General features: G+C 59.2%; 17 protein-coding genes and 1 pseudogene. 13 read left to right on the top strand and 5 right to left on the bottom strand.

What is annotated here, in order from left to right:
• The first annotated feature begins 5 nt into the window (after positions 1-5).
• Genes AC097N_RS03405 through AC097N_RS03380 form a run of 6 tightly spaced genes read left to right on the top strand, consistent with a single transcriptional unit; the run spans position 6 to position 8901 of the window.
• Positions 6-3593 carry an Eco57I restriction-modification methylase domain-containing protein gene (locus tag AC097N_RS03405; protein ID WP_479579338.1) on the top strand — a complete coding sequence of 1196 codons (3588 nt, stop codon included), beginning with the start codon at positions 6-8 and terminating at the stop codon, positions 3591-3593.
• Complete coding sequence (locus AC097N_RS03400; RefSeq protein ID WP_479579337.1) at positions 3590-5353, top strand: ATP-dependent nuclease; 1764 nt, start codon at positions 3590-3592, stop codon at positions 5351-5353. Before AC097N_RS03405 ends, AC097N_RS03400 begins: the two co-directional genes overlap by 4 nt.
• Positions 5354-5357: 4 nt before the next feature.
• Entirely contained in the window at positions 5358-6467 is a 1110-nt protein-coding gene (locus tag AC097N_RS03395) for an AAA family ATPase (protein ID WP_479579336.1), read from the top strand.
• Entirely contained in the window at positions 6464-7063 is a 600-nt protein-coding gene (locus AC097N_RS03390) for a DUF4276 family protein (protein WP_479579335.1), read from the top strand. Before AC097N_RS03395 ends, AC097N_RS03390 begins: the two co-directional genes overlap by 4 nt.
• 2 nt (positions 7064-7065) lie before the next feature.
• The gene (locus tag AC097N_RS03385; RefSeq protein WP_479579334.1) at positions 7066-8589 is read left to right on the top strand and encodes an ATP-binding protein; all 1524 of its coding nucleotides are present in this window, start codon (positions 7066-7068) and stop codon (positions 8587-8589) included.
• 42 nt (positions 8590-8631) lie between these two features.
• Complete coding sequence (locus tag AC097N_RS03380; protein ID WP_479579333.1) at positions 8632-8901, top strand: hypothetical protein; 270 nt, start codon at positions 8632-8634, stop codon at positions 8899-8901.
• A gap of 440 nt (positions 8902-9341) precedes the next feature.
• Here AC097N_RS03380 and AC097N_RS03375 read toward each other — a convergent pair whose 3' ends face one another.
• From AC097N_RS03375 to AC097N_RS03365, 3 genes are all read right to left on the bottom strand, one after another.
• Positions 9342-11558: a malate synthase G gene (locus AC097N_RS03375; RefSeq protein ID WP_479579332.1), complete on the bottom strand. Its 2217-nt coding sequence runs from the start codon at positions 11556-11558 to the stop codon at positions 9342-9344.
• Between the two features lie 209 nt (positions 11559-11767).
• On the bottom strand, positions 11768-13267 hold the full coding sequence (locus tag AC097N_RS03370) for an ArnT family glycosyltransferase (RefSeq protein WP_479579331.1): 1500 nt from the start codon (positions 13265-13267) through the stop codon (positions 11768-11770).
• Positions 13264-14277: a glycosyltransferase family 2 protein gene (locus AC097N_RS03365; protein ID WP_479579330.1), complete on the bottom strand. Its 1014-nt coding sequence runs from the start codon at positions 14275-14277 to the stop codon at positions 13264-13266. Before AC097N_RS03365 ends, AC097N_RS03370 begins: the two co-directional genes overlap by 4 nt.
• A 152-nt stretch (positions 14278-14429) precedes the next feature.
• Between AC097N_RS03365 and AC097N_RS03360 the strand changes: the two are divergent.
• From AC097N_RS03360 to AC097N_RS03330, 7 genes and pseudogenes are all read left to right on the top strand, one after another.
• Positions 14430-16390: pseudogene (locus AC097N_RS03360) on the top strand (aconitase family protein).
• 437 nt (positions 16391-16827) lie between these two features.
• Positions 16828-17256, top strand: a complete 429-nt coding sequence (locus AC097N_RS03355; RefSeq protein WP_479579329.1) for a PH domain-containing protein — start codon at positions 16828-16830, stop codon at positions 17254-17256.
• Between the two features lie 278 nt (positions 17257-17534).
• On the top strand, positions 17535-18071 hold the full coding sequence (locus AC097N_RS03350; RefSeq protein WP_479579328.1) for a hypothetical protein: 537 nt from the start codon (positions 17535-17537) through the stop codon (positions 18069-18071).
• A gap of 25 nt (positions 18072-18096) precedes the next feature.
• Positions 18097-18552 carry a hypothetical protein gene (locus AC097N_RS03345; protein WP_479579327.1) on the top strand — a complete coding sequence of 152 codons (456 nt, stop codon included), beginning with the start codon at positions 18097-18099 and terminating at the stop codon, positions 18550-18552.
• A 180-nt stretch (positions 18553-18732) separates the two neighbouring features.
• The gene (locus tag AC097N_RS03340) at positions 18733-19941 is read left to right on the top strand and encodes a CaiB/BaiF CoA transferase family protein (RefSeq protein WP_479579326.1); all 1209 of its coding nucleotides are present in this window, start codon (positions 18733-18735) and stop codon (positions 19939-19941) included.
• 42 nt (positions 19942-19983) lie between these two features.
• A complete protein-coding gene (locus AC097N_RS03335; RefSeq protein ID WP_479579325.1) occupies positions 19984-20985 on the top strand; it encodes a Bug family tripartite tricarboxylate transporter substrate binding protein in 1002 nt (333 codons plus the stop codon).
• A gap of 22 nt (positions 20986-21007) precedes the next feature.
• A complete protein-coding gene (locus tag AC097N_RS03330; protein WP_479579324.1) occupies positions 21008-21937 on the top strand; it encodes a hydroxymethylglutaryl-CoA lyase in 930 nt (309 codons plus the stop codon).
• 88 nt (positions 21938-22025) lie between these two features.
• Here the strand turns inward: AC097N_RS03330 and AC097N_RS03325 are convergent, their stop codons facing one another.
• The gene (locus tag AC097N_RS03325) at positions 22026-24128 is read right to left on the bottom strand and encodes an EAL domain-containing protein (RefSeq protein ID WP_479579323.1); all 2103 of its coding nucleotides are present in this window, start codon (positions 24126-24128) and stop codon (positions 22026-22028) included.
• Positions 24125-24934, bottom strand: coding sequence for an alpha/beta fold hydrolase (locus AC097N_RS03320; RefSeq protein ID WP_479579322.1), 810 nt, complete (start codon positions 24932-24934; stop codon positions 24125-24127). The genes AC097N_RS03325 and AC097N_RS03320 overlap by 4 nt, the downstream gene beginning before the upstream one ends.
• Position 24935: the final 1 nt, after the last annotated feature.

Genomic DNA, 24935 nt, shown 5'->3' with positions numbered 1-24935 from the left:
TAAAAATGGCCAAACTTGATTTCACCAGCTTCGAGGCGCACCTCTCTGCCTTTGACTTCGCACGCCTGTTTGTGGACGTTCTCGGCTGGAACCGCGCCCCCGCTGACGGCAACTGGCAATCTGACGCAGCCTTTGATACCCCCTTTACCCGCCGCACCGTGGCCGAACTCGGCGGCGTGGTCGCCATTCAGGTCGTGGCCGATGGCGGCTGGCCCGACGAAGCCCAGCGCCTGCGCGTCTGGAAACACATTGCCCACAGCCACGTTGAAAACCTGCTGATCTTCACCGACCGGCAAGACAAGGCCAGCCAGAGCCAGTGGTACTGGGTCAAGCGCGACAAGCATCCCGAGACCGGCAAACCCCGGCTCACCGCCCGCCGCCATGACTACTTTCGCGGCCAGCCGGTGGACCTGTTCGCATCCAAACTGCAGGCCATGGTGGTGGAGCTGTCCGAGCTGGACGCCACCGGCCGCCTGCCCGTGCTGGAAGCCGCGCGCCGCATCCAGGCCGCGCTGGATGTGGACAAAACCACCAAAAAATTCTTCACCGCTTACCAGCAGCAGCACCTGGAACTGCTCGCCCACATCAAGGGCATAGACAACGAGCGCGACAAACGCTGGTACGCCAGCGTGCTGCTCAACCGGCTGATGTTTGTCTGGTTCCTGCAAAAAAAGGGCTTTTTAGACCTCCAGCGCTTTGACTACCTGCGTGAGCAGCTACAAAAAAGTGAGCAATGCGGCCCTAACCGTTTCTTTGGCGAATTCCTTAACGCCCTGTTCTTCGAAGCCTTCGCCAAGCCTGAGGCCGACCGCAGCCCAGAAGCACGCGCGCTGACCGGCCAAATCCCCTACCTCAACGGCGGCCTGTTCCTGCACCACAAGCTGGAGCTGGACGCCGACCACACGCCGCGCGTAGGCACCACGCTCACCGTGGCCGATGCCGCGTTTGAAGGCATCTTCAATCTGTTTGCCAGCTTCACCTGGCATCTTGACGACACGCCCGGCGGCGACGCGGACGAAATCAATCCGGACGTGCTGGGCTACATCTTTGAAAAATACATCAACCAAAAAGCCTTTGGCGCCTATTACACCCGGCCCGAAATCACCGGCTACCTGGCCGAGCGCAGCATTCATAAGATGATTCTGGAGCGGGTGCATGAGCCCGCCATGCCCGAGTTGGGTCTGAAAGAAGTCAAGTTCGATACCGTGTCGGACCTGCTGGCCCGTATGGACGCCCGCACCGCCCTCAAGCTGGTCAACGACGTGCTGCCCAGCATCACTATCCTCGACCCGGCGGTGGGGTCGGGCGCTTTTTTGGTGGCCGCGCTCAAGTGCCTGATCAACGTCTATTACGCCATCGTGGGCCGTGCCGAAATGGGCGCCAGCAGCGAACTGAAAAACTGGCTGACCCACATCCAGCAAGACCATGCCAGCGTGGGCTACTACATCAAGCGCCGTATCGTCACCGACAACCTGCACGGCGTGGACATCATGGAAGAGGCCTGTGAGATCGCCAAGTTGCGTCTCTTTCTAGCGATGGTGTCCAGCGTGCGCAAGGTGGAAGACCTGGAGCCGCTGCCCAATATTGACTTCAACATCCTGGCGGGCAATTCGCTGGTCGGCTTGATGCGGGTGAATCAGGTGGAGTTCAATCAAATAAACACGCAGCTTGGTTTGTTTTCCGAGACAAAACCAAGGCCCTTTGCAGAACTGCTGAGCACCAAGAACCGCAAATTAGATACGTACCGCCATGCTGCAGAAGTGGTGAAAAAGTCGAATCTGCGTGATTTACGCGACGACATTGATAACGAAATGCAGCTCGCCAACGGCGTCATGAACGAGTTGCTGCGTGACCAGTTTGAAAAATTGCAAGTGAAGTTTGAAGAAGCCACTTGGGACGCGGTCAAGCACACATTAGGCAAACCCAAAAAACGCCCCATTGAAACCCGCGATATTCAGGCTCAAACCCCCTTCCATTGGGGCTACGTTTTTGACGACATCGTGCAAAGGCGCGGTGGCTTTGACATTGTTTTAGCCAATCCGCCATGGGAGATTTTTAAACCGCAGGCCAAGGAGTTTTTTGCAGAATATTCCAGCGTGGTCACGACTAACAAAATGGCTATCGCGGACTTTGAAAAAGAGCAAGGCAAATTACTCCAAAACGCTGAGGTCAGACAAGCCTGGTTGGCTTATGAGAGTCGCTTTCCGCACATGAGCAGTTGGTTCAGAAGCGCGCCAGAGTACAAGCACCAAAGCGCAGTTGTCGGAGGAAAAAAGGCCGGTAGCGATGTCAACCTGTATAAGCTGTTTGTCGAACGCAGTTTCCACCTGCTGCGCCCGGGCGGGCATTGCGGCATCGTCATTCCCAGTGGCATTTACAACGACCTCGGAACCAAGGGCTTGCGCGACCTGCTGTTTACGCAAACGCAAATTGAGGGTATGTTTTGCTTCGAAAACCGTAAGACGGTTTTCGAAGGCGTGGATAGCCGCTTCAAGTTCGTCGTGCTGACGTTTGAAAAATCCGCCACGCTACGTTTGCAGCAAACCGGCGAAGCCAACGCCAGCGCGCCGCCTGACGATTTGCTGGCCCCGCAAGCGATGGAAGAGGCCAGCGGGGGTGGCACCAAACGCTTTCCTGCTGCTTTCATGCGTCATGATGTGGCGGAACTCGCCCGCTTTCCCGAAGAGGGCGCGCTGTGGCTGGATGTGGATCTGGTCAAACGACTGTCACCCGACAGCCACTCGGTGATGGAATTCAAGCAAAGCAATGAACTGGGTATTGCCGAAAAGCTGACACAGTTCACCCCGCTAGGCAAATGGGTCAAGGGCGAGCCGCTATCTATTTCGCGTGAATTCATGTCCTCGGAAGATCACCCCTTGTTCAATCATAACGGCCAGGGACTGGTGGTTTGGGAGGGCAAGATGATGGGACAGTTTGACGGTCAGCTGGAAAAGCCCAAGTGGTGGATTTCTGAGGCGACGTTCAAAACCACCCGGTTTTACCCACGTGACGACTGGCACCACTACCGCATCGCGATTCGGCGTATCGCACGCAATACAGATGAACGGACACTTTTCTGCACCGTACTGCCACCCAATTCGGTCGTCGTGCATTCGTTGTTCGTCAATGTTGGCGAGATGCTCGCACCCGATACAAGCCTGTATTTGTGTGCCTTGCTGAATTCTTTTGTGGCCGACTATTTCATCCGGCAACAAGTGACTTCCAACGTCAGCCAGTTTGCGATTCATTTGCTGCCGGTGCCGAGTCTAGAGGTGGGTAGCGCTGCATTTCGAACCATTTTCAGCCGCGCCGCCCGCCTTACCTGTACCACCCCCGAATTCGACGACCTCGCCAAAGCAGTGGGCCTGGAAAGCGTTTCGACAAGCTCAGCCCGAACGGCAGAGTACGGCGCCACCGACCCCACTGAGCGCGCCCGCCTGCGCGCCGAACTCGATGGCCTGGTGGCGCATCTCTACGGCCTGACCGAAGCCGAATTCGTTCACATTCTCTCTACCTTCCCGCTGGTGCCCCAGCCTGTCAAGGTGGCGGCACACAATGCCTATCGCGATGTTGCAAGAGGTTTGATCAAATGATTCACAGACTGACACTGCGTAATTTCAAGAGCGTCGGCGAGCAGTCGTACGACTTCACGGACTTCGATTTGCTGGTGGGTCGCAACAACAGCGGTAAAAGCACGGTCTTGCAGGCGCTGGCTATCTGGCAATTTTGTGTCGATGAGTTCCACCGCGCCAAACGCAGCGGCTCCACCGGCATTCAAATCGTATTGCCCAATTTCACGGCGCTACCGGTGCCGGAGTTCAATTTGCTGTGGAAGGACCGCACGGACCGCTTTTATCCGACCGAGAACGGTGCCAAAAAACAGAAATTTATCCTGATCGAAATTCTGGTGGAGTGGCGCGACCCGGCGAATGTGTCGCGGGAGTTTGGCGTTGAGTTGCGCTATCACTCGCCTCAAACCATTTATGCCACCCCGGTTGGGGGTTGGGCGGCATTTCGGGAGTGCGAGAAATCCAGTCACCTGCCGCGCATTGCTTTTGTGCCTCCTTTTTCGGGCCTGGAGCCCAGCGAAAAATGGCTGGATGTCGCGCCCACCCGGCAACAGGTGGGCAAGGGGCAACCCGGCAGTGTGCTGCGCAACTTGCTGCTGCGCGTGTGCCCAGCGCCACCCAAAGACGAGAACGGCAAGGTCATTAAAGGCTACAAGGTGCCCGATGACTGGACGGAGCTTGCCAACGTCGTCCAGCGCTGGTTCTCGGTAGAGCTGCTGCCCCCGCAATACGACTCAGCCAAAGACGTTCATATTGGTGTGGAATACCGGCAAAACGGCAAAACCTACGATTTGATTTCCGGCGGCAGCGGTTTTCACCAAACCATGACTTTGCTGGCTTTTTTGTATGGCTACCAGCCCACCACCATTTTGCTGGACGAGCCGGATGCGCATTTGCACGTGAACCTGCAACGCGAAATTCTGGACTATTTCAAGAAAAAATCGGCTGAAAAAGGCGTGCAGTTTTTGATCGCCACGCATGCAGAGGAGTTTGCCAAGGGGGTGGACCCAAGCCAGATTTTGTCTTTGCTCAAGCAAGTGCCCAAACGCATTGAGTCCACACCGCAAGTATTGCGGGCCATGGCTGAGGTGTCGAATGACCAAATCACTATGTTGATGGGTTCGCCCTACATCGTCTACGTGGAAGGCGAGACTGATGAGCGCATTCTTCGCGCCTGGGCTCATCAGTGTGGTGCGCTGCCCGTAATGAGCAAAATCGACTTCAAGATTATGGGTGGTGGCAACAAGCAGGATATGAAGAAGCTTGCCGATGATCACTTTGAAGCGCTCCAGCAGATCGTTCCCGGTGTCAAGCGTTTGATGCTGTTTGACTATGACGGTAACGATGAGGCATTTCATCCCAAGGCAGACAACCCGTCGCTGGCGGAGTGGCGCAGAAAGAATATCGAAAACTATTTGCTTGTTCCGCCTGCCTGGAAGCGCGCAGCATTACAGGTGCTGCAACTAGCAGAGGATGATCTTTTTGCAGACCACGTCTTGAAAGCCATCGACCAGTTTTTTGCTGATGAAAACCTGACCTTGCCCGCAAGTAAAACATGGCGAAATGTATCTGCCAACATCTTCCAGGAGGTCGATGGCAAGCGGATTCTCTTCAAGAACGATAGCTCTCTTTTCCATACGCTGCGTAGCGGTGATCCAAAAGTCGAAGTGCTGCGTGAGCGGGTCGCCGCAGTCATGACCGCTGATGAGATTCATGAAGATGTGCATCAGTTTTTTAGCAAGTTGATTGCCATGGTCAATTCAACTACTTTGAAAAAAGGCTAGCCACATGATTCTGGATTCCATCAAGGTCAAAAATTTCAAGGCGGTGCGCGACTCGGGTACGGTCAAGCTCGGGCCACTGACTGCATTTATTGGCAACAATGGCGCGGGCAAGTCGAGCCTGATCGAGGCACTTGAAACGTATCAGGCCATTGTGGTTAGTGGACTTGACGAGGCCATGCAGCGTTTTATGGGCATTGAGCATGTGCAAAACAAGTACGCCAAGGCGGACACGCCCATGAGTTTTGATTTACGCATCGCCGGACCATATGGCAAGACTCGATTAAGCCTGGCCGTGGCCAGCGACAAGAGTCGCAATGCTTATTGCATTACCGATGAAGCCGTGGTTTGCAAAGGCCACGCTGCACTTTCGTCTTTCAGTCCCGTGGAGCGTGAACATTTTCAAACGCTTTGGCGTTCGGGTATCTCCAGCCTGGGTAAGAACTTTTACCTTCTGGAATATGCCAAGCTCGTGGATTCGTGGCAGTTCTTGACTCTGTCACCCGAGCGCATGGGTTACCCGCTGCCGCAGAAGCGCACGGGGGGACAAATGCGCCTGGCCCGAGATGGCTCCAACATTGCGGAGTTTCTGCTGGAACTGCGCGATCTGGACTCGCGGGCCTTAGAAGGCATTATCGAAACCATGGCTTATGTGCTGCCCTACGCACGGGACCTGCAACCGGCCATCACGTCTGAGCTGGAGCGTAAAGCCTGGCTACAGCTCACCGAGGGTGATTTCAAGGTCCCCGGCTGGCTGCTGTCCACGGGCACGCTCCGGATGCTGGCGCTGCTGGCCTTGCTGCGCCACCCCAAGCCGCCGCCGCTGATCGTTGTGGAAGAGATTGAAAACGGACTAGACCCGCGCAGCGTGCATTTGATCGTGGAAGAAATTCGCAATGCCGTGCTGTCTGGCGTGACGCAGGTCATTGTGACGACCCATTCACCGTATTTGCTGGATTTGTTGACACTGGAGCATCTGGTAGTGGTGGAGCGTGACGCGCAAGGGCATCCACGTTTTACCCGACCTGCGGATCAAGCCAATCTGCAGCGCTGGGCGGAAGAGTTTGCACCGGGCAAGCTGTACACCATGGGCAACTTGACCGGGTTGGCTTCATGAGCATTGGCTTTGTTTTTGAATGTGGGCCGCAGGGGGCAGACAAGCAGGTGTGCGAATACTTGGCGGGCCAGCTCCGACCGGGCGTGAAATTGATCTCACGCACGATGGACAACAAGCTGAAATTGTTGGCTGAAGCCGCCGAGGTGGCAAAAGTATTGCTGGCCGATGGGTGCGAGCGGGTGTTGATTGTGTGGGACTTGCGCCCGGCATGGCCGGACAAGAAAGACAAACCCTGTCGCGCGGCAGAACGGCAGACCTTGCTGGATGCGCTGGCCAAAGAGGGATTGCAGAATCAGCCGGTGTACTTGGTGTGTGTGGAGCAGGAGCTGGAGAGCTGGTTGCTGGCCAGCGAACATGCCATCTGTGCGTACCTTTCAACTAATCCACACCCGTATGTGGCAAAACAAGTCAAAAAGCCGGACCATGTGCCGCAGCCCAAGGCGGTCATGAACAACCACTTTAAGGCCGCTCGCGGCACGCGTTATGAAGATCGGGTGCATGCTGTAAATGTGCTGAAAGCGGCACCCCTTGATCTCCGTCGGCTCCGTCGTTCGGTTAGCTTTGCGCGGTTTGAAACGAAGCTGTTGGCGCTGTGACGATGATTGACCCATCCCCCGCCCAAGCCGCCGATCGCATCACTGCACTACTGGCCGCGCACGAGAGCCGCACACTCGACTTCAAACGCATCAGTGGCAAACAAAGCCGCATGTACGAAGCCATCTGTGCCTTCGCCAATACCGATGGCGGGTTGTTGGTGATTGGCGTTGGCGATGTCAAGGCGCTCAAGCCCGGTGACAAGCCGCAGAGCCGCCTTTTTGGTGTGGAAGAAAATGCGGAAGGGTTTGACAACTTTCGCACCGAGCTGTTAACCCGCTTTACCCCATCTATTACCAAACTGCACTGGATTCGCGTGCCCTGCACCTTGCACAACGGCCAGCCTGGGCATGTGGTGCTGTTGCGTGTGGAAAAGAGCGACCAGGTGCATTCCATTGTGGGCAATGGCACCTGGACGCGCATGGATGCCAGCAACCGGGAACTGAGTGCGGCAGAAATTGCCGATTTGGCTTACCAGCGGGGCGTGAAGAGTGCGGAAACCCTGCCCATGCCGGTGGCGCTGAACCTGCTGGAGTCTGATGCGTGGCGCAGTTATTGCACCACGCGCGGTCTGGCTGATTTTGATTTGGCGGTGCGCTTGCCCAAGTTAGGGCTTGCAGTGCCTGGGGCGGATGGTTTGCAGCCCTTGCTGGCGGCGTTGTTGCTGTTTGCCGATGAGCCGGGGGCGTTGCTGGCCGGGCAAAGCATGCGGGCTGATATTCGTGTGTTTCACTACAAGGGACGGGCGGTGCAGCGTGGAGAGGTGCCAAATTTGCTATTGCCGCCCAAAACCATTACTGGCCCTGTGGTGGAGCAGATTGCCAAGGCGCAGGCCTATGTGTTGGAGCGGTTAGCGCAGGGCCTGACGATGGAGGGTTCGGGCTTCAAGACGCGCTACCGTTTTCCTGAGCGAGTGATCAAAGAGGCAATCACCAATGCTGTCGTGCACCGTGACTACCGGCTGAACCGGGACATTCACATTCGTATTTTTGATGACCGCGTCGAGGTTGAAAGCCCTGGGCGGCTGCCCGGTAATTTGACACCCGCGACTATTGACAAGGCGGGCTCGATGCCGCGTAACAGTTTGCTGGCCCGCCATTTGCGCGAATTTCCCAATCCGCCGAATGTGGATGCTGGAGAAGGCGTGCCGATGATGTTTGCACAGATGGCGCAGGCTAATTTGTATGAACCTTTGTACCGCGAACAGTTGGATGCAGCAGTGCCCACGCTGCTGGTGACCTTTCTGAATGAGGAGCGGCCACCGCTGTGGGTGCAGGTGAGTGACTGGATTGATCGCAATGGTCCTATCGCCAATGGCAAGCTGCGCGAGATTTCGGGCTTGGATACGCTGGCGGCCTCCAAGCAGCTACGCCAGTGGGTGGCGCAAGGTGTGCTGCTGGCTTTGCCCGCAGCGTCGCGCCAGCAAGCCAGTTACACCAAACCGGAGCTGGCTGGGCTGACGGATTTGACGTATTCATTATCTTTTGGCTTGGATAATGAAATTGAAAGAAGTGAAAAATCCTTGTAGATCAATGGGGTGCACGAATTTTCATTATCCGCGACGGGTTTTATGAAGGGTAAACCCTCATCCCTCAACCTTTGGACGCATGGCTGCGTTGGAGAGCTTGTTGGTTGTGGCAATCGTGATTTTCTGGATGGTGCGCTCACGGCTTTTTTCGCCTCTCGTCAGTGTCCTGGTAGCGCAATTCGCGCCGCGATGGACTGGGCTTTGCTGCAAGCTAAAGCCAAACAAGTGGTGGTCAGCGGATTTCATTCTCCGCTGGAGCAGTCGGTATTAAAGGTTTTAATTGCGGCGGACAGCCCCGCAGTGGTGGTGTAACGACTGCGGGACGCCTGACGCAGCAACTGGCCTACGAGCGCAATGCACAGGTGGCGCAACTGGCAAAAACGATTGTGGTGCCCCATGTCAGCCCAGGTGGTTCTTTGGCCGAGCAGTTGGGGCAGTGGCGCCTGGATGGGCTGCATGTGGAAGTGCTTTTGGCGAGCTGATTGACTGCACCGCTTGGTGCCCAGGTTTCTTCATTTCATTATCTTTGGCCCAAGATAATGAAATAAAGAAACAAGAAAAGTTGTTTATTTTCAATGACTTGCGGGTTGCGTCATTATCTTTTGCTGGATAAACAACCAGCTTTTTACCGGTTGTTGCCGCTTGGAAGTAAAAACGGCACCCGCAGGTGCCGTTTTCACGAAGTTATGTATCAAATCAGCCGCTAGCCCACGTCCACCGTGCGCAAGCAGCTATTAATTAAGTAGCGTTCTTCAGACCGCTGCCGCCTTCACCTTCAGTCGCCACGCATGCAACAAGGGCTCGGTGTAGCCGCTGGGCTGTGCCAGGCCTTTGAACACCAAATCACAAGCCGCCTTGTAAGCCATCGACGTCTCAAAGTTGCCCGCCATGTTTTTGTACAGCGGGTCACCGGCGTTTTGCTTGTCCACCACGGCGGCCATGCGCTGGAAAGTTTCGGTGATCTGCGCTTCGGTCACCACGCCATGGTGCAGCCAGTTGGCCATGTGCTGGCTGGAGATGCGCAGGGTGGCGCGGTCTTCCATCAGGCCCACGTTGTGGATGTCGGGCACCTTGGAGCAGCCCACGCCCTGGTCGACCCAGCGCACCACGTAACCCAGAATGCCCTGGGCGTTGTTGTCCAGTTCCTGCTGCTTCTCGGTCGCGGTCCAGTTGGGGGTGGCGGTGACGGGCACGGTCAGCAAGCCGGTGAGCAGGGTGTCGCGCTCCTTGTTGAAGTCGATCTTTTCCAGCTCCTTCTGGATGTCGCTGACCAGCACCTGGTGGTAGTGCAGCGCATGCAGCGTGGCACCGGTGGGGCTGGGCACCCAGGCGGTGTTGGCACCGGCCTTGGGGTGGGCAATTTTTTGCTCCAGCATGGCGGCCATCAGGTCGGGCATGGCCCACATGCCCTTGCCGATTTGCGCCTTGCCGCGCAGGCCGCAGCTTAACCCGACCAGCACGTTGCTGCGCTCGTAGGCGGCAATCCAGGCGCTGGTTTTCATGTCGCCCTTGCGGATCATGGGACCCGCTTGCATGGCGGTGTGCATTTCGTCGCCGGTGCGGTCCAAAAAGCCGGTGTTGATGAAGGCAACGCGGCTGCTGGCGGCTTCGATACAGGCTTTCAGGTTGACGCTGGTGCGGCGTTCTTCGTCCATGATGCCGAGCTTGACAGTGCTGTCAGCCAGACCCAGCATTTTTTCAACGCGGGTGAACAGTTCCGCGGCAAACGCCACCTCAAACGGGCCGTGCATTTTGGGTTTGACGATGTAAACCGAGCCCTGGCGTGAGTTGCGGATGGCGTCCCTGGCGGTGCGCTTCAGGTCGTGCATGGCAATGGTGGTGGTGACCACGGCGTCCAGAATGCCTTCGGGGATTTCACGGGTCACGCCGGCCTTGTCGGTGTAGAGAATGGCCGGGTTGGTCATCAGGTGGCCGACGTTGCGCACAAACATGAGCGAGCGGCCGTGCAATTTGACCTTTTTGGTTTTGATGCCGGTGTAGACGCGGTCCGGGTTCAGGCCACGGGTGAAGACTTTGTCGCCTTTGACCACTTCTTCGGTCAGCGTGCCTTGCAGGATGCCGAGCCAGTTGCTGTAGGCCAGCACTTTGTCGTCGGCATCGACCACGGCGACCGAGTCTTCCAGGTCAAGGATGGTGCTTAGTGCGGCCTCTAACACCAGGTCGCTGACACCGGCGGGGTCGCTGGCGCCAATGGCGGTGGCACGGTTGATTTGCAGGTCGAGGTGCAGGCCGTTGTGCAAAAACAGCACACTGGACGGGTCTTTGTTGACGCCCTGGAAACCAATCAGTTGCGCGGGGTCTTTCAGGCTGGTGTTGCTGCCATCGGCCAGTTTGATCACCAGTTTTTCGTCACGAATGCGGTAGCTGACTGCGTCCACATGCGAGCCCTTGCGCAGCGGCACGGCGCGGTCGAGCACGTTGCGCGCGTATTCGATGACCTTGGCGCCACGCTTGGGGTTGTAGCTCTTGCCTTTTTCGCAGCCATCGGCCTCCGACAGGACGTCGGTGCCATACAGCGCGTCATAGAGCGAACCCCAACGGGCGTTGGCGGCGTTCAGGGCGTAGCGGGCGTTGAGCACGGGCACCACCAACTGCGGGCCGGCCTGCACGGCCAGCTCGGCGTCCACCTTGGCGGTGGTGATCTTCACCTTCTTGGGGTTGGGCACGATGTAGCCGATTTCCTCCAGGAATGCGCGGTACGCGGGCATGTCTTGCACCGGGCCGGGGTGGGCGGTGTGCCAGGTGTCCAGCTCGGTTTGCAGGCGGTCACGCTCGGCCAGCAGGGCGATGTTTTTGGGCGCCAGGTCGGCCACCACGGCGTCAAAGCCTTTCCAGAATTTCGCAGGCGTCACGCCGGTGCCGGGCAGTACCTGGTCTTCGATAAAACGGTACAGGTTGGTGGCCACCTGGAGTCGGTGGCTGGCAGTGCGTGCGGTGGTGTCAGTCATGGAGAAAATCCTTCAATAAAAAGCAGAGATAAAAACGGGAGCAGGGGCGTCGCAGCCCGGTGTCTGGCGCAGGCGTCTGAGCGCTTTGGAGCGCAGCAAGGTCATGCGGACGTACACTTTTCAGTCATGCCTCTACTTTATTCGATACTCCGCCGGGGATTAACTTTCAATAAATCTGTTTATCTGTGACAAATAGGCGGGTAATTGAGTCAGGGCGCTTGCGGGCTGACCGTGCCCGTGCCCATCAAAAACAAGGTGTACTCACCATGCCGGGCCACGAGCGGCAACTGCGACTGCAGGGCGGCAGGCAAACCCGCCAGCGCCGGGTTATGGATGGCCACATAGGCGGGTGAAGAAGCGGCGCGTGCCTGCAGATCGGCCAGTTGGGTGATCTGCTGCGCGCTGCCCCTGCTGTAGAACGCGGCCGAGTAGGGGCGTGCCGGGTAAAAAAACAACTCGCTCGGGCCTGCTGCGAGCGTGGCGTGGTGCGCCACCAGCTCGCGGGTGGTGTGCCAATCGTCGTTTTGCTTCATATATAGCGTGCCTACAAAACCGGCAAAACACAGGGCGCTGGCCACCAAGCCGCCCAGCAGCCATTGGTTGACGCGCCGGGTGCCCACGGGCTGCCGGGACAGCCAGCGCGCCCCCAGCAGCGCCAACGGCGGCAGGCTGGGTAGCATGTAGGTCCACAAAATATTGCCGGCGAAGGTGAAAAAAACCAGGGGCGTCAGGCTCCACAAGATGAGGTACAGCCGCAGCGGCGTTTTGGTGACCGGTTGGGCCAACTCGGTTGGAAGCGCCGACGGGTCCTTGCGCCAACGCCACAAAGCCAGTGGCAGCAGCAGGGGCCAGGGCAGCACCGCGACCCCGGCGTAGACCCAGATGGTGCCCCAGCGTGCGGCGTGGGCCACGCCATAGCGGTCACCGGTCCAGCCCGGTGTGACAAACCGGTGCCAGTGCTCACCGAGCAAAAAATAGTCCAGAAAACCGGGGGTGCGCATCTCGGCCAGGGCGTACCAGGGCAGCACCAGCAGCAGGGTCAGCAAGCTGCCCCAGAGCCAGGGCAGGGCGCGCCACACCGCCCGCCAGCGCCGGTGGACCAGCGTCCACAGCAGCAAGGGCAGCCCGGCCAGCACCAGCACCAGCGGTCCTTTGGCCAGCAGGCCGACGGCGAGGCCCACAAAAAACAGCCAGCGCTCGCGCCGCCGCTCGGTGGTGCTGCCGTACAAGCCCAGCCAGAAGCCGCGCATGGCCAGCGTGGTGCCCACGAGCAGCGTCATGTCGGTCATCACGGCACCTGCGCACACCAGCATCAGGCTGCTGCCCGCCAGCAGCGCGAGGGCGGCCAGTCCCTGCTGCGGTGAATGCCGCCGCGCCCAGCCCCATACCAGCCAGAGCACCAGCAAGGCCGCCAGAAAGTGGGGCAGGCGCGCTGCAAATTCATGGACGCCCAACACCTCAAAACTCGCCGCGGTGGTCCAGAACGACAGGGGGGGCTTGCCCCAGAACGGCACCTGGGTGTCGTACCAGGGCGTGACCCAGTCGCCTATCGCCACCATCACGCGGGCCATCTCGGCGTAGCGCGCCTCGGTGTTGTCCATCAGGGGGTACAGGCCCAGGCTGGCCAGACGCAAGACCAGCAACACGCCCAGCACCCACCAGACGGGGGCCTGGGATGCAGCGTCGGAGGGCGGGTTCTGGCTCGTCATGTTTCCTCGGTGGGGCTCAGGGTGGCTGGCAGGAAGGAGTCCAGCAGGTAGATGGGTCGGCGTTTGGACTCCAGGTACAGGCGACCTACATACTCGCCCATGATGCCAATGGCCATCAGCTGCAGGCCGCCCAGCAAAAGCACAAATTCAACCAGCGTGGGAAAGCCTTTGACAGTGTCCCCCCAAATGTAGGTTTTGACCAGAAAATAAAGCGCGTACAGAAACGCGCCCAGCGCACTCAAAAAGCCCACGTAGGACGCAATGCGCAGCGGCACCGTTGAAAACGAGGTGACGCCTTCGAGCGCAAAGTTCCACAGCTTCCAGTACGGCCACTTGCTGACGCCCGCCGCACGCGCCTTGCGTTGGTAGTCCAGCGTGACCTGGCGGAAACCAATCCAAGCAAACAGGCCCTTCATGAAGCGGTTGGACTCGGGCAGGCGGTTCAGCGCGTCTACCGCGCGGCGGCTGAAGAGCCGGAAATCCCCCACGTCGCTGGGGATGGCCACATCGCTCAGCCGGTTGATGATGCGGTAGAAGAAGTGCGCGGTGACCTTTTTGACGGCGGTTTCGCCCTCGCGCCCGGTGCGGCGCATGTTGACCACGTCGGCACCCGCACGCCAGGCCTCCAGCATGCTGGGGATGAATTCTGGCGGGTCCTGCAGGTCCACGTCCAGGATGATCACGGCGTTGCCCCGGACCAACTCCAGGCCGGCGGTCATGGCGCGTTCCTTGCCAAAATTACGGCTCAGCCGGGCAACGCCCACTTGCGGGTTGGCCAGGCGCAGAGCTTCAAGCACCTGGGGGGAGCCGTCGGTGCTGCCGTCGTCCACATAAAGAATTTCATGCGTATCGGGGCAGTCTGCCAGCACCCGGGTCAAACGCTCATGGAACAGTGCAATGACCGCGACTTCGTTGTACACCGGCACCACCACGCTCAGTTCACACGCGGGGGCGGCGCGCGGCGGCGTGGTGGCAAACGACAAGGGGTGGGTGAGGAGGTCGATACGCATGGAATCAGGGTACTTTTTTTGATTGGCTGTACTTTGGACAGGTCGCGTTCTATTGTGGCGATTCCGGCGGGCGCGACCGGCTCCGGATGCGTCCAAAACGGTAAAGTCAAGTAAAGCAGGGCGGTTTTTGCATAGCCTTCACAATGCGGGTCATGAAAATAAATGACACGCCTCTGAGCTTGCCGGGTCGCCTGCTGTTTTTGTGCGGCAACCCCGCGCTGGTGACGGCGCAATTGCAGGGGCAGGACCTGACGCTGGCCAGCGCGGGCGCCCTGCGGGACGACATCTCCACCGACGAGATCACGCCGGTGGCGATCCTGAGCCACTATGACGACAAGCTGGGGCGCTACCCGTACACCGGGTTTCGGACCGAAGGCCAGAACCCGATGGGTGTGAATGCCATCCGGGATGGGGGCTTCAGCGTGGTGGTGGCGGGGGGCGTTACGGCAAGGGCTCCTCGCGTGAGCACAGCCCGGCGGCCGAAAAACTGGCGGGCGTGCGCCTGGTCATTGCGCAGAGTTTTGAGCGGCTGTACCGGCAGAACGCGGACAACATCGGCCTCTTTACCTCGACCGATTTCGGGCTGGTGGAGCGCATCCAGCGCGGCGAGGCGATTGCGGTGGACGAACTGGTGGCCGGGCGCGATACGCTGGCGGCCACGATATTGAAAAGCGGTGGCCTGCTGCGCTTTGGCCAGTTGCACATGGGCGCCGTGCGCACGCGCACACCGGATGCCGCTGCCCCCGCCGCGGCGCAAACCCTGTTCGAGAAAATCATCGCACGCCACGCGCTGGACGTCACCCTGGCCGACGCCCCGCCCTTGCCCGCAAGTGATCCCGCGAGTGTTCCCGCCGCCGGGACCGGCATGTTTGTGCGCGCCGACTGGCGCTTCATCCACGAGTACTACACCGGCATGTGCGCCCACATGCTGCACACCACGTTTGGCAAACCGCTGGCGCTGCGTGACCCGGGCCGCATCGTGGTGTTTGAGGACCACACCTCGTATGTGGCCAGCAGCCCGGCCCACGTGGCCGGTGGTCTGGTGCCCAATGTGCTGGCCATGTGCCAGGCGCAGCGCGATTTTGTGGCGGACTACGGCCTGCGCTTTCACCGCACCCTGACGGACGCTGAAGTCGAAGCCGCGCAGGAAGACACCGCCAATGTGGTTGCCAACGTGGCCGGTATCAGCCACGCCATGATGGCCGAACACTACGCGCTGCCCGGCCAGGTGGTGGTGGGCACCGACTCGCACACGCCGCACAGCGGCGCCCTGGGCTGCGTCGCCTTTGGCGTGGGCACCACCGACATGGCCAATGCCTTTGTTACCGGCGCCGTGCGCATGACGGTGCCGGAGTCCTTGCGCATTGAGCTGCACGGGCCGCTGGCACCAGGCATCACCGCCAAAGACATCGTGCTGCACCTGCTGGCGCTGCCCGCCATCAAGGCCGGGCTGGGCGTGGGCAAGGTGTTTGAGTTTGGCGGCACGGCCGTGGCGCAACTGGGCATTGACGAGCGCGCCACGCTCACCAACATGACGGCCGAACTTGGCGGGCTCACGGGCATCGTGGCGCCGGATGCGCAGACACAAGCCTTTTTGCGCGAACGCCGCGGGCTTGCGTTTCAGATCGAGCCCTGGATGTGCAGCGACGCGGGGGCCGTGTACGGCGGTCACCTCACGCTGGACTGCGCCACCCTGTCGCCCGTGGTGGCGTCGCCTGGGGACCCCGGCAACGGCCTGCCTTTGAGCGCGCTGAACCAGTGCGTGAAGGTGGACATCGCTTACGGCGGCTCCTGCACGGCGGGCAAGCGCGAGGACTTTGACCACTACCACGCCGTGCTGGCCTGGGCGCTGGCGCGAGGCTACGACACCACCTTTGCCGCTGTCGGCGCGCAGATCTTGCAGCCCTCGTGCGGCGCCTGTGCCAACTGCGGACCGGGCTCGTCCATTGACGCCCACCAAGTGACCGTGAGCGCCATCAACCGCAACTTTCCCGGCCGCTCCGGCCCCGGCCAGGTCTGGCTCGCCAGCCCGCCCACGGTGATGGCCAGCGCCCTGGCGGGCGAGCTGATGTCGTTTGAGGCGCTGCAGGCCCGTCGGGCGGCAATCTCTTGATTGCTATAAAAATAATAGCTACTCCCGCACGTTCCACGTGCGCTACAGTCAATTTCGTTTAGAAATTAGCCTAAAGCGCTTTGGTGGGTGATCTCTTGGGTTGCTGGAATGCGGGGAATCCATGTTAGAGGTTCGATTTGATATTTTCGGTTCGCGATAGGGATGGCGAGCAGCAGCCATGCAGTGGAAGCAGCCTTTCAAAACACCTTCCCCCGATTTATAAATTAGCCTTTCGAAGCCTAGAATCGATCAGTCGACTTGCAGGATTTGTCGAGATTTTTGTAACTGCACATAACTTAAATCAAACAACAAGAATCCAAGTTTTAAGCCATTCTGAAGATGATTGCATTTCTGTCATATCGAGCAGGGTTTGCTCGATACCTTAATGAGGCTTATGGCGGTGCCTTTAAACCGCTACTATTAAAAAGGGAAGAAAAATGGCAAGTTATATCGAAGACGCACTCATCAAAGACGAGAAAGTTATTTACACGGGACATGTCAGTCTCTGGTCGCTTGCACCATTGATCTTCTTCGGTTTTATCGGCTTGGCCGTTTTTGGTCTGGGTCTGATCCTTTGGATCATTGCATTCATTCGGTACAAAACAACTGAAATGGCATTCACCAATAAGCGAGTGATCGCAAAATTTGGCTTTATCAGTAGAAAAACTATCGAACTGAACATCAGCAAAGTTGAGAGCATTCAAGTGAATCAAGGCATTCTCGGACGTATATTCAACTACGGGACTCTCATCGTCTCAGGTGCTGGCAATCCACAGGCGCCGATTCCTGGAATTTCGAACCCAATGGCATTTCGACGGTCATTTATGGAGTCTCAAGATCAAGCCGTACAGCCACAGCCAGCCTGACAGGCAAGCCTGCGGGAGCACACAACATCAGGATGCAGCTTCGCTCCAAATGTTGTGTGTCGGAGATATCAATCGCATCAATGCCGGACACGATAAAGGCATTTTCGGAATGATCAAATCCAACGGTTATTCGTCAGTATTACTCTTTCAGTTACGTTGATGACAAGAATCTACGCCCCATCGTGTCACCTACTTACTTTGCCGAACAATCGCTGCGCCACTCGGCGTGCTCGGCCGGGGACGGCTCTTTCATTCGTTAAGCTCCAAATGAGACGATCTTGTTTTCACTGATTAAACGTCTCTTTGCCAAGGAGTCGCTGCCAGTCGATCAATCAGCGTCGGAGCCGTCGCTGCGCGACCGAACTTTGGGGGGTATGTACACGATTAGAAACGGTCAGCCAACGCCAGTTGATCGGGCCTTTCTAGCTTGGACATCGGGTGATCTAAAGACGATGCTAGCTACCGTCACAACGCAGACGAACAAAGTCGAACGCCATTTTTTACTCCAAGGGATCGTCGGGGAAACCTACAGGCAACGAGCACACGTGTACATGCGCGAACTCTGTATTCAGCATGCGGCGCTCCATGTAAAGGAGTTCGCAAGCATCGCCCCTGCACTGAAGCGAGTGTGCGGTGGAGTCCTGCCTCGCGTCACAACTTTCCAGAAGTTCGCGACCCTGTTGAACGAGGATCGTAGGTACGACGAGGCCGTAGAAGTGTGTCGCATTGCGATCTCGTATGGTCTTGATGACGGTACAAAGGCTGGATTTGAGGGGCGCATCACCCGTGTTCTGAAGGCGAGAGATGACACCTAACCCTTCATGTCTTTAGGAATCACAAGTGGCTTTACTGCGCATACCCAAGCACCAGGTCGCGCTTGAACTATTGAACCGGGCGATCTCTTTGTATCTCCAAGGTGACTCTTACTTCGCAGCACTCCACCTCGCCGGTGCTGCAGAGGAACTGCTATCGGTTTATGCCCGTGGCGTGGCCTTAGTTCCATGCTACGACAGCACCAAGGAAGCAATAGTGGCTATGGCGCCAATGTGGCCAGACGCCGAAGGCCAAGATAACAATAAAGCAGTGGCCGATCTCTTGAATGAGGCAAAGAATGCCGTAAAGCACAAGCGTGGTCACGGCGACAACTGGATTGAGATCGATCCGAAGTATGAATCCGGGGAAGTAATTGAGCGGGCCATTTCGACGCTCAAACAGATCAAAGACGTTCTCCATCTCAAGCAACCTCATCAACTTATGGCGTTTCATCATGCATATTTGGAACAAAAGGACGAGTGATTACCAAACATTCGTATTTGAACTCCCGCCAGCGCAAGGAATAGAGCAATAGCTTCTCTATCGGGCATGAGCCAGCAGACGTAAGAGTCAATATGCCAATTGAGTTGCTATAAAAATAGTAGCTACTCCCGCACGTTCCACGTGCGCTACAGCCCGTTTTTCCATAAATTCAGACCCCTCATGAACCCAAGCCCTGACACTCCCCGCCCATTGCCGCTCACCGGCCTGCGCGTTGTTGAATTCACCCACATGGTCATGGGCCCGACCTGCGGCATGGTGCTGGCTGACATGGGCGCCGAGGTCATCAAGGTCGAGCCCATTGACGGCGACCGCACCCGCCACCTGCTGGGCGCGGGCGCCGGGTTCTTTCCCATGTTCAACCGCAACAAGAAAAGCATTGCCATTGACCTGCACAGTGCGGCCGGGGCCGAGGTGGCGCGCAAACTCGCGGCCAGCGCCGACGTGGTGGCCGAGAACTTCAAGCCCGGCACCATGGGCAAGTACGGGCTCGACTACGCCGCCCTGTCCCAGGTGAATGAGCGCCTGATTTACGTCAGCCACAAAGGCTTTTTGCCCGGCCCTTATGACCACCGCGTGGCGCTGGACGAGGTGGTGCAGATGATGGGCGGCCTGGCCTACATGACCGGGCGTCCCGGCGACCCGTTGCGCGCGGGCACCAGCGTGAACGACATCATGGGCGGCATGTTCGGCGCCATTGGCGTGCTGGGCGCGCTGATCCAGCGCGGCATCACTGGCAAAGGCCAGGAGATTCAAAGCGCGCTGTTCGAGAACAATGTGTTTCTGGTTGGCCAGCACATGCTGCAGTACGCCATCACTGGTCAACCCGCCGCGCCCATGCCCGACCGCATCTCGGCGTGGGCGGTGTACGACGTGTTCACGGTCAAAGACGGTGAGCAGATTTTTCTGGCCGCGGTCAGTGATGCGCAGTGGGCCACGTTTTGTGACGCCCTGGGGTTTGCCGACCTGCACGCCCTGCCGCAGTACGCCACCAACAACCAGCGCGTGCAGGCCCGCCCCGCGCTCATGCCCGTGTTGCGCGAGCGACTGGCGCTGCGCAGCGCAGCCGAGCTGGCGGCGCTGTTCGAAAAAGCGGGCCTGCCGTTTGCCCCCATTCGCCGCCCCGAAGAGCTGTTTGATGACGAGCACCTGCTGGCCACCGGCGGTCTGGCTGACATCACACTGCCCGATGGCGAGCGCGCCGGGCACACCGCGCAGACCACGCTGTTCCCGTTCACCATGGACGGCCAGCGCCTGGGCGTGCGCCTGCAACCGCCCACCAAGGGGCAGCACACCACCGAGTTGCTGGCCGGGCTGGGCTACGACGCGGCCCAAATAGAATCCCTGCAGACCCAGGCGGCCGTGGCCTGAGGCCCGCCGGGCCGGTATTTTTTGATCCACAAAGAGACAACCATGACTACTCGAAACTCCCTTTTGTCCCGCCGTCAAACCCTGGCCCGTCTGAGCGCGGTGGCGGCCAGCGTGGCAGCTTTCGGCGCACCAGCCACGCTGCGGGCGCAGACCAGTGACAAGGTCGTCAAGTTCATCCTGCCGGTGTCGCCCGGCTCGGGTGTGGACGGCATTGCCCGTGCGTCACAAAACGCCATCAGCAAGGCCTTGGGCCAGCCGGTGGTGATCGAGAACCAGCCCGGCGCGGGCGGCGTGGTCGGCACCGCGGCCATGATCAAGTCGGCACCCGACGGGTTGACCCTCAGCATGGTGTCCAACAACCACGTGATCTACCCCAGCGTGCTCAAGTCCGTGCCGTTTGACCCGGTGGCCGACATCACGCCGATTGCCATCGTGGGTGCCACACCGCTGGTGCTGGTGGTCAACCCCAAGGTGCCGGCCAAAAACATGAAGGAGCTGGTCGCCCTGTTCAAGGCCAACCCCGGCAAGTACAACTACGCCTCCAGCGGCAACGGCACCATCCTGCACCTGGCACCCGAGATGTTCAAGGACGTGACCCAGACGTTTGTCACCCACATCCCCTACCGCGGCGTGGCACCGATGGTCTCCGACATCATCACCGGCCAGGTGGACATGGGTGTGATGGCGCTGCCCTCGGCACAGGCGCACATCAAAGCCGGCACCATGCGGGCCATTTGCGTGTCTGCCCCGGCCCGCATTCCGGCCGCCCCGGACATTCCCACTTCCACCGAGCAGGGCTACCCCGGCTACATGGTGGAAGGCTGGATTGCCGTGGTCGGCCCCAAGGGCTTGCCGCCTGAGCAGGTCAAGCGCATCAACGCGGCGTTTGTCGCGGCGTTCTCAACGCCCGAGGTCAAGGAGTCCATGGCCAAGCAGGGCAACACCATCAACATCTCCACGCCGGAGTTTGCACTGGCGCATTTCAAGACCGAGATGGTGAAGTACGCCAAGCTGGTGAAAAAGGCGGGCGTGGTGCCGCAGTAATTTCACACAGGCCAGACCGCCCGTGAACCGCTTGAATGACCGGCCAGAGGTCCTCATCAGCGAGGTCGGCCCACGCGACGGCCTGCAGTCCGTCCAGGCGGTCATGCCCACGGCGCACAAGCTGCGCTGGGTGGACGCGCTGGTGGCCAGCGGCCTGCGAGAGATCGAGGTGGGCTCGTTTGTGCCGCCGCAGCGGATGCCGCAGATGGCCGACACCGCCGAGGTGGTGCGCCACGCGCTGCAACATGCGGGCGTCACCGTCATGGCGCTGGTGCCCAACCTGCGCGGTGCCGAGCGGGCCTTGCAAGCGGGGGTGCACAAGATCACCATTCCCGTCTCGGCCAGCGCCACGCACTCGCTGGCCAATGTGCGCAAAACGCGCGAAGACATGGTGCAGGAGGTGCGCGCCATTTGCCGCCTGCGCGCCGACACGGCCCCCCACGTGGCGGTCGAGGTCGGGCTGTCCACCGCCTTTGGCTGCACCTTGCAGGGCGCCGTGCCGGAGGACGACGTGGTCTGGTTGGTCACAGAACTGGTTGCCGCCGGGGTCGATGAATTGGGCCTGAGCGACACCACCGGCATGGCCAACCCGGCGCAGGTGCGGCGCCTGTTTGGCAAAGTGCGCGCCGCCATTGGCAACAAGATCGGCTCCGCCCACATGCACAACACACGCGGCCTGGGCCTGGCCAACTGCCTGGCGGCTTATGACGTGGGCGTGCGCACGTTTGACGCCTCGCTCGGCGGCCTGGGGGGCTGTCCGTATGCGCCGGGGGCTTCGGGCAATGTGGTCACGGAAGACCTGGTCTTCATGTTCGAAGCCATGGGGGTGGCCACGGGGGTGGACCTCGTGACGTTGATCGCGGCGCGGGCCTCGCTCATCTCCGGGCTACCCGGTGAGCCGCTGTACGGCATGCTGCCCGAGGCCGGATTGCCGAAGAACTGGTGCTATTGAATTAATAGCTGTTTGCGCACGATTTACTTGTGCTACAGCCTGAAATGATTCAAAGAGCGGTGTGGGGTGAAGCGGTCACCCCAAGCCCTCAAGCCGGGAACTGCAACGCGTCCAGCGGCTCAGGCTTGTGTAGCAGATACCCCTGCACATAGTCCACCCCGATATCGCGCAGTCTGACCAGCACCTCGGGCTTGTCCACAAACTCGGCGACGGTTTGAATGCGCATCACACGGGCCACATCCACGAAGCAGCGCACGGCTGCATCGTCCAGGGGGTCATCCACCACACCGCTGATGAACTGGCCGTCAATTTTCAGGTAGTCCACAGGTAGAGACTTCAAGTAGCCAAATGATGAGGCCCCGGCGCCGAAATCATCCAGGGCCACACGCATTCCCAGCGCCCTGACTTGTTCAATAAAAAGCGCCGCATCATTCAGATTCGTGATCGCTGCTGTTTCTGTGATCTCGAAGCACAGCTGGCGACAGATTTTGGGCCCCGCTGCTTGGAGGACCTCAACAGCCCAGCGGTGAAAGGCGCGGTCACCTACAGACTGCCCGGAAAGATTGACACTCAGGTTTCCAATGAGATCGTCCGACGGCAATGCCTGCATCCAGGCAATGGCGTGGTTAAGAACCCATTTGTCAATGCGTGACGCGAGGTTGAAGCGTTCCGCCGCGGGCAAAAACGCACCGGGTGGAATCACGCTGCCATCGGTATCGAGCATTCTCAGCAGCACCTCGGCGTGGAGGCCGTGAGCCTGCCCTGTCAAGCTGTCAATGCGCTGCGCGTACAGCACAAAGCGGTCTTCATCCAGCGCCTGCCCTATGCGCGTGGTCCACTGCATTTCTCCGTGGCGGGTACGCAGGGCCAGATCAGTATCAAACCAAACGTGGACCCGGTTGCGCCCGGCGTCTTTGGCGGCATAGCAGGCGGTGTCTGACGCCTGCAGAATGGCTTCGGTCGTGTTCCATCGCTTGTCGATGGGCACCAGGCCAATGCTGGTGCCAATGCGAAACCGTCTGCCATCGTGCATGAACCGGAAGTCCTCCATGCGGTCACATATTGCCTGGGAAACCCGTTGTGCCTGCTCCGTGCTGCAATGCTCAAGAATGACGCCGAACTCATCGCCGCCAAGGCGCGCCAGGGTGTCCCGGTCGCGCACTGCCACTGCCAGCAGCCTGGACACCTGCTGCAGAAGTTGGTCGCCAACGGCATGGCCGCAGGCATCATTGACCAGCTTGAATTGGTCAAGGTCGATGTAGAGCAAGGCATGCGCACTGGCATCTTCGTGTGCCTTGAGCAGAACACGGCGAAGACGGGTCTCAAACTCAGTTCGGTTGATCAAGCCGGTCAAGGCGTCGTGGGTCGCCCGGAACGTCATCTCGCCTGACATGTGGCGTTGCGCCGTGACGTCATGAAACACCAGCACGGCACCCAAGGTTTCGCCTTGGGCATTGCGAATGGGCGCGGCCGAATCCTCAATGCCAAACTCAACACCATTGCGTGAGACGAGCAGCGTATGGCCGGCCAGTCCGACGACCTGGCCTTGCTGAAGGCAGACTGCCACGGGGTTCTCTGTCAAGGCCCGGGTTTCTTCGTTGACGATGTGGAATACCTGGGCAAGGTCACGCTCCTTGGCGTCGGCTGCGAGCCATCCGGTCAGGCGTTCGGCGACGGGGTTCATCCACGTGATCTTGCCCTCAGCGTCTGTGGTGATGACGGCATCGCCAATGGACTGCATCGTCACCTGCAGCAATTCATGCTGTTGGGCCAGTTCAGCTGCGATGCGTTGAGATTCGCTTCGCGCTTCCAGCATGGCCGCCTCGAAACGGCTGCGCTCATGCGCGACAAAAAATAACCAGTAGTAGCTTTCCTCACCATTGAACTGACCCTGATGGCAATTCAGCAAAACGGGAATTCGCTCGCCTTGCGCACTGACAAGTGTCAGAAATATTTCCCGCACTTTGCCGTGACGCATCAACAGCGGCCACACATGCGTCTGAATCAAGATCCGGCTTGCCGCAGGGAGCAAGTCGTCCACAGGCCTATGCAGCCAGTCATCCCCGGTGCTGCCTACCAGGGCCACCATCTCCGTGTTGGCCAGTTGTACCCGACCCAGCTTGTCCGTGATCACCATGGGGCTGGGGACCTGATTCAGCAGTTCTGCAACGTCAAACGAGATGTGGGTCATGATGATGTTGACTCCATGAACCCGCGCATGGCTTCAACCACCAGGGCGGGATGACTCATGTGTCCGCAATGGCCCGCTATGTCCAGCACCTGGAGCTGGCTGTCTTTCAATTTTGCATGCACATAGTCGCCCACGCAGACGGGCGCCAACGTGTCGTGCCGGTGTTGAAGAATCAGGCAAGGGCGCGATACCTTTGACAAGTCGGCCCGGTTGTCCGAGAAGAAGGTGGTCCGGGCAAACACCCGGGTTGCCACGGGATCGGTCGAGCAGAAGCTTTCGTTCAACGCCCCGGACACACTTTCCGTTGCGGGTTCGCCGGCGACCACCGGTGCCAGGTAGTTGGCCCAACCGATGTAATTCTGGTCCATGAGGGACAACAGTCCCTCCAGGTCCTCGCGCTCAAAACCACCCCGGTAATCCGGTGGGTGGTTTAAAAAACAGGGGGATGGTCCCAGCAGCACCAGCCGGTCAAACAAGGCCGGACGTTCGATGGATGCAAGCAAGCCAACGCTGCAACTGACCGAGTGCCCGACAAACGTCACGCCACGGGTCAAGCCCACAGCGTCACACACATCGAGCAGGTCCTGGGCATAGCCTTGCAGGGTGCAATAGCGCTTGGCATCGAATGAAGCCAGGTCGGCTTGCCCGCTGCCAACGTAGTCAAAGAGGACCTGGCGGTGGGTCGATGCAAATGCGGGCGTGACCTGATTCCACATGGTTTGGTTGCACCCAAAGCCATGGGCATAAAGCAGTACCGGGCCGGTATCGCCGAGCACCTGGACATTGTTTCGAAGGAGTGTGTCCATA

It is taken from the genome of Rhodoferax sp. LS1R11, assembly GCF_056521395.1.
This window is presented reverse-complemented; position numbering and strand designations above follow the sequence as displayed.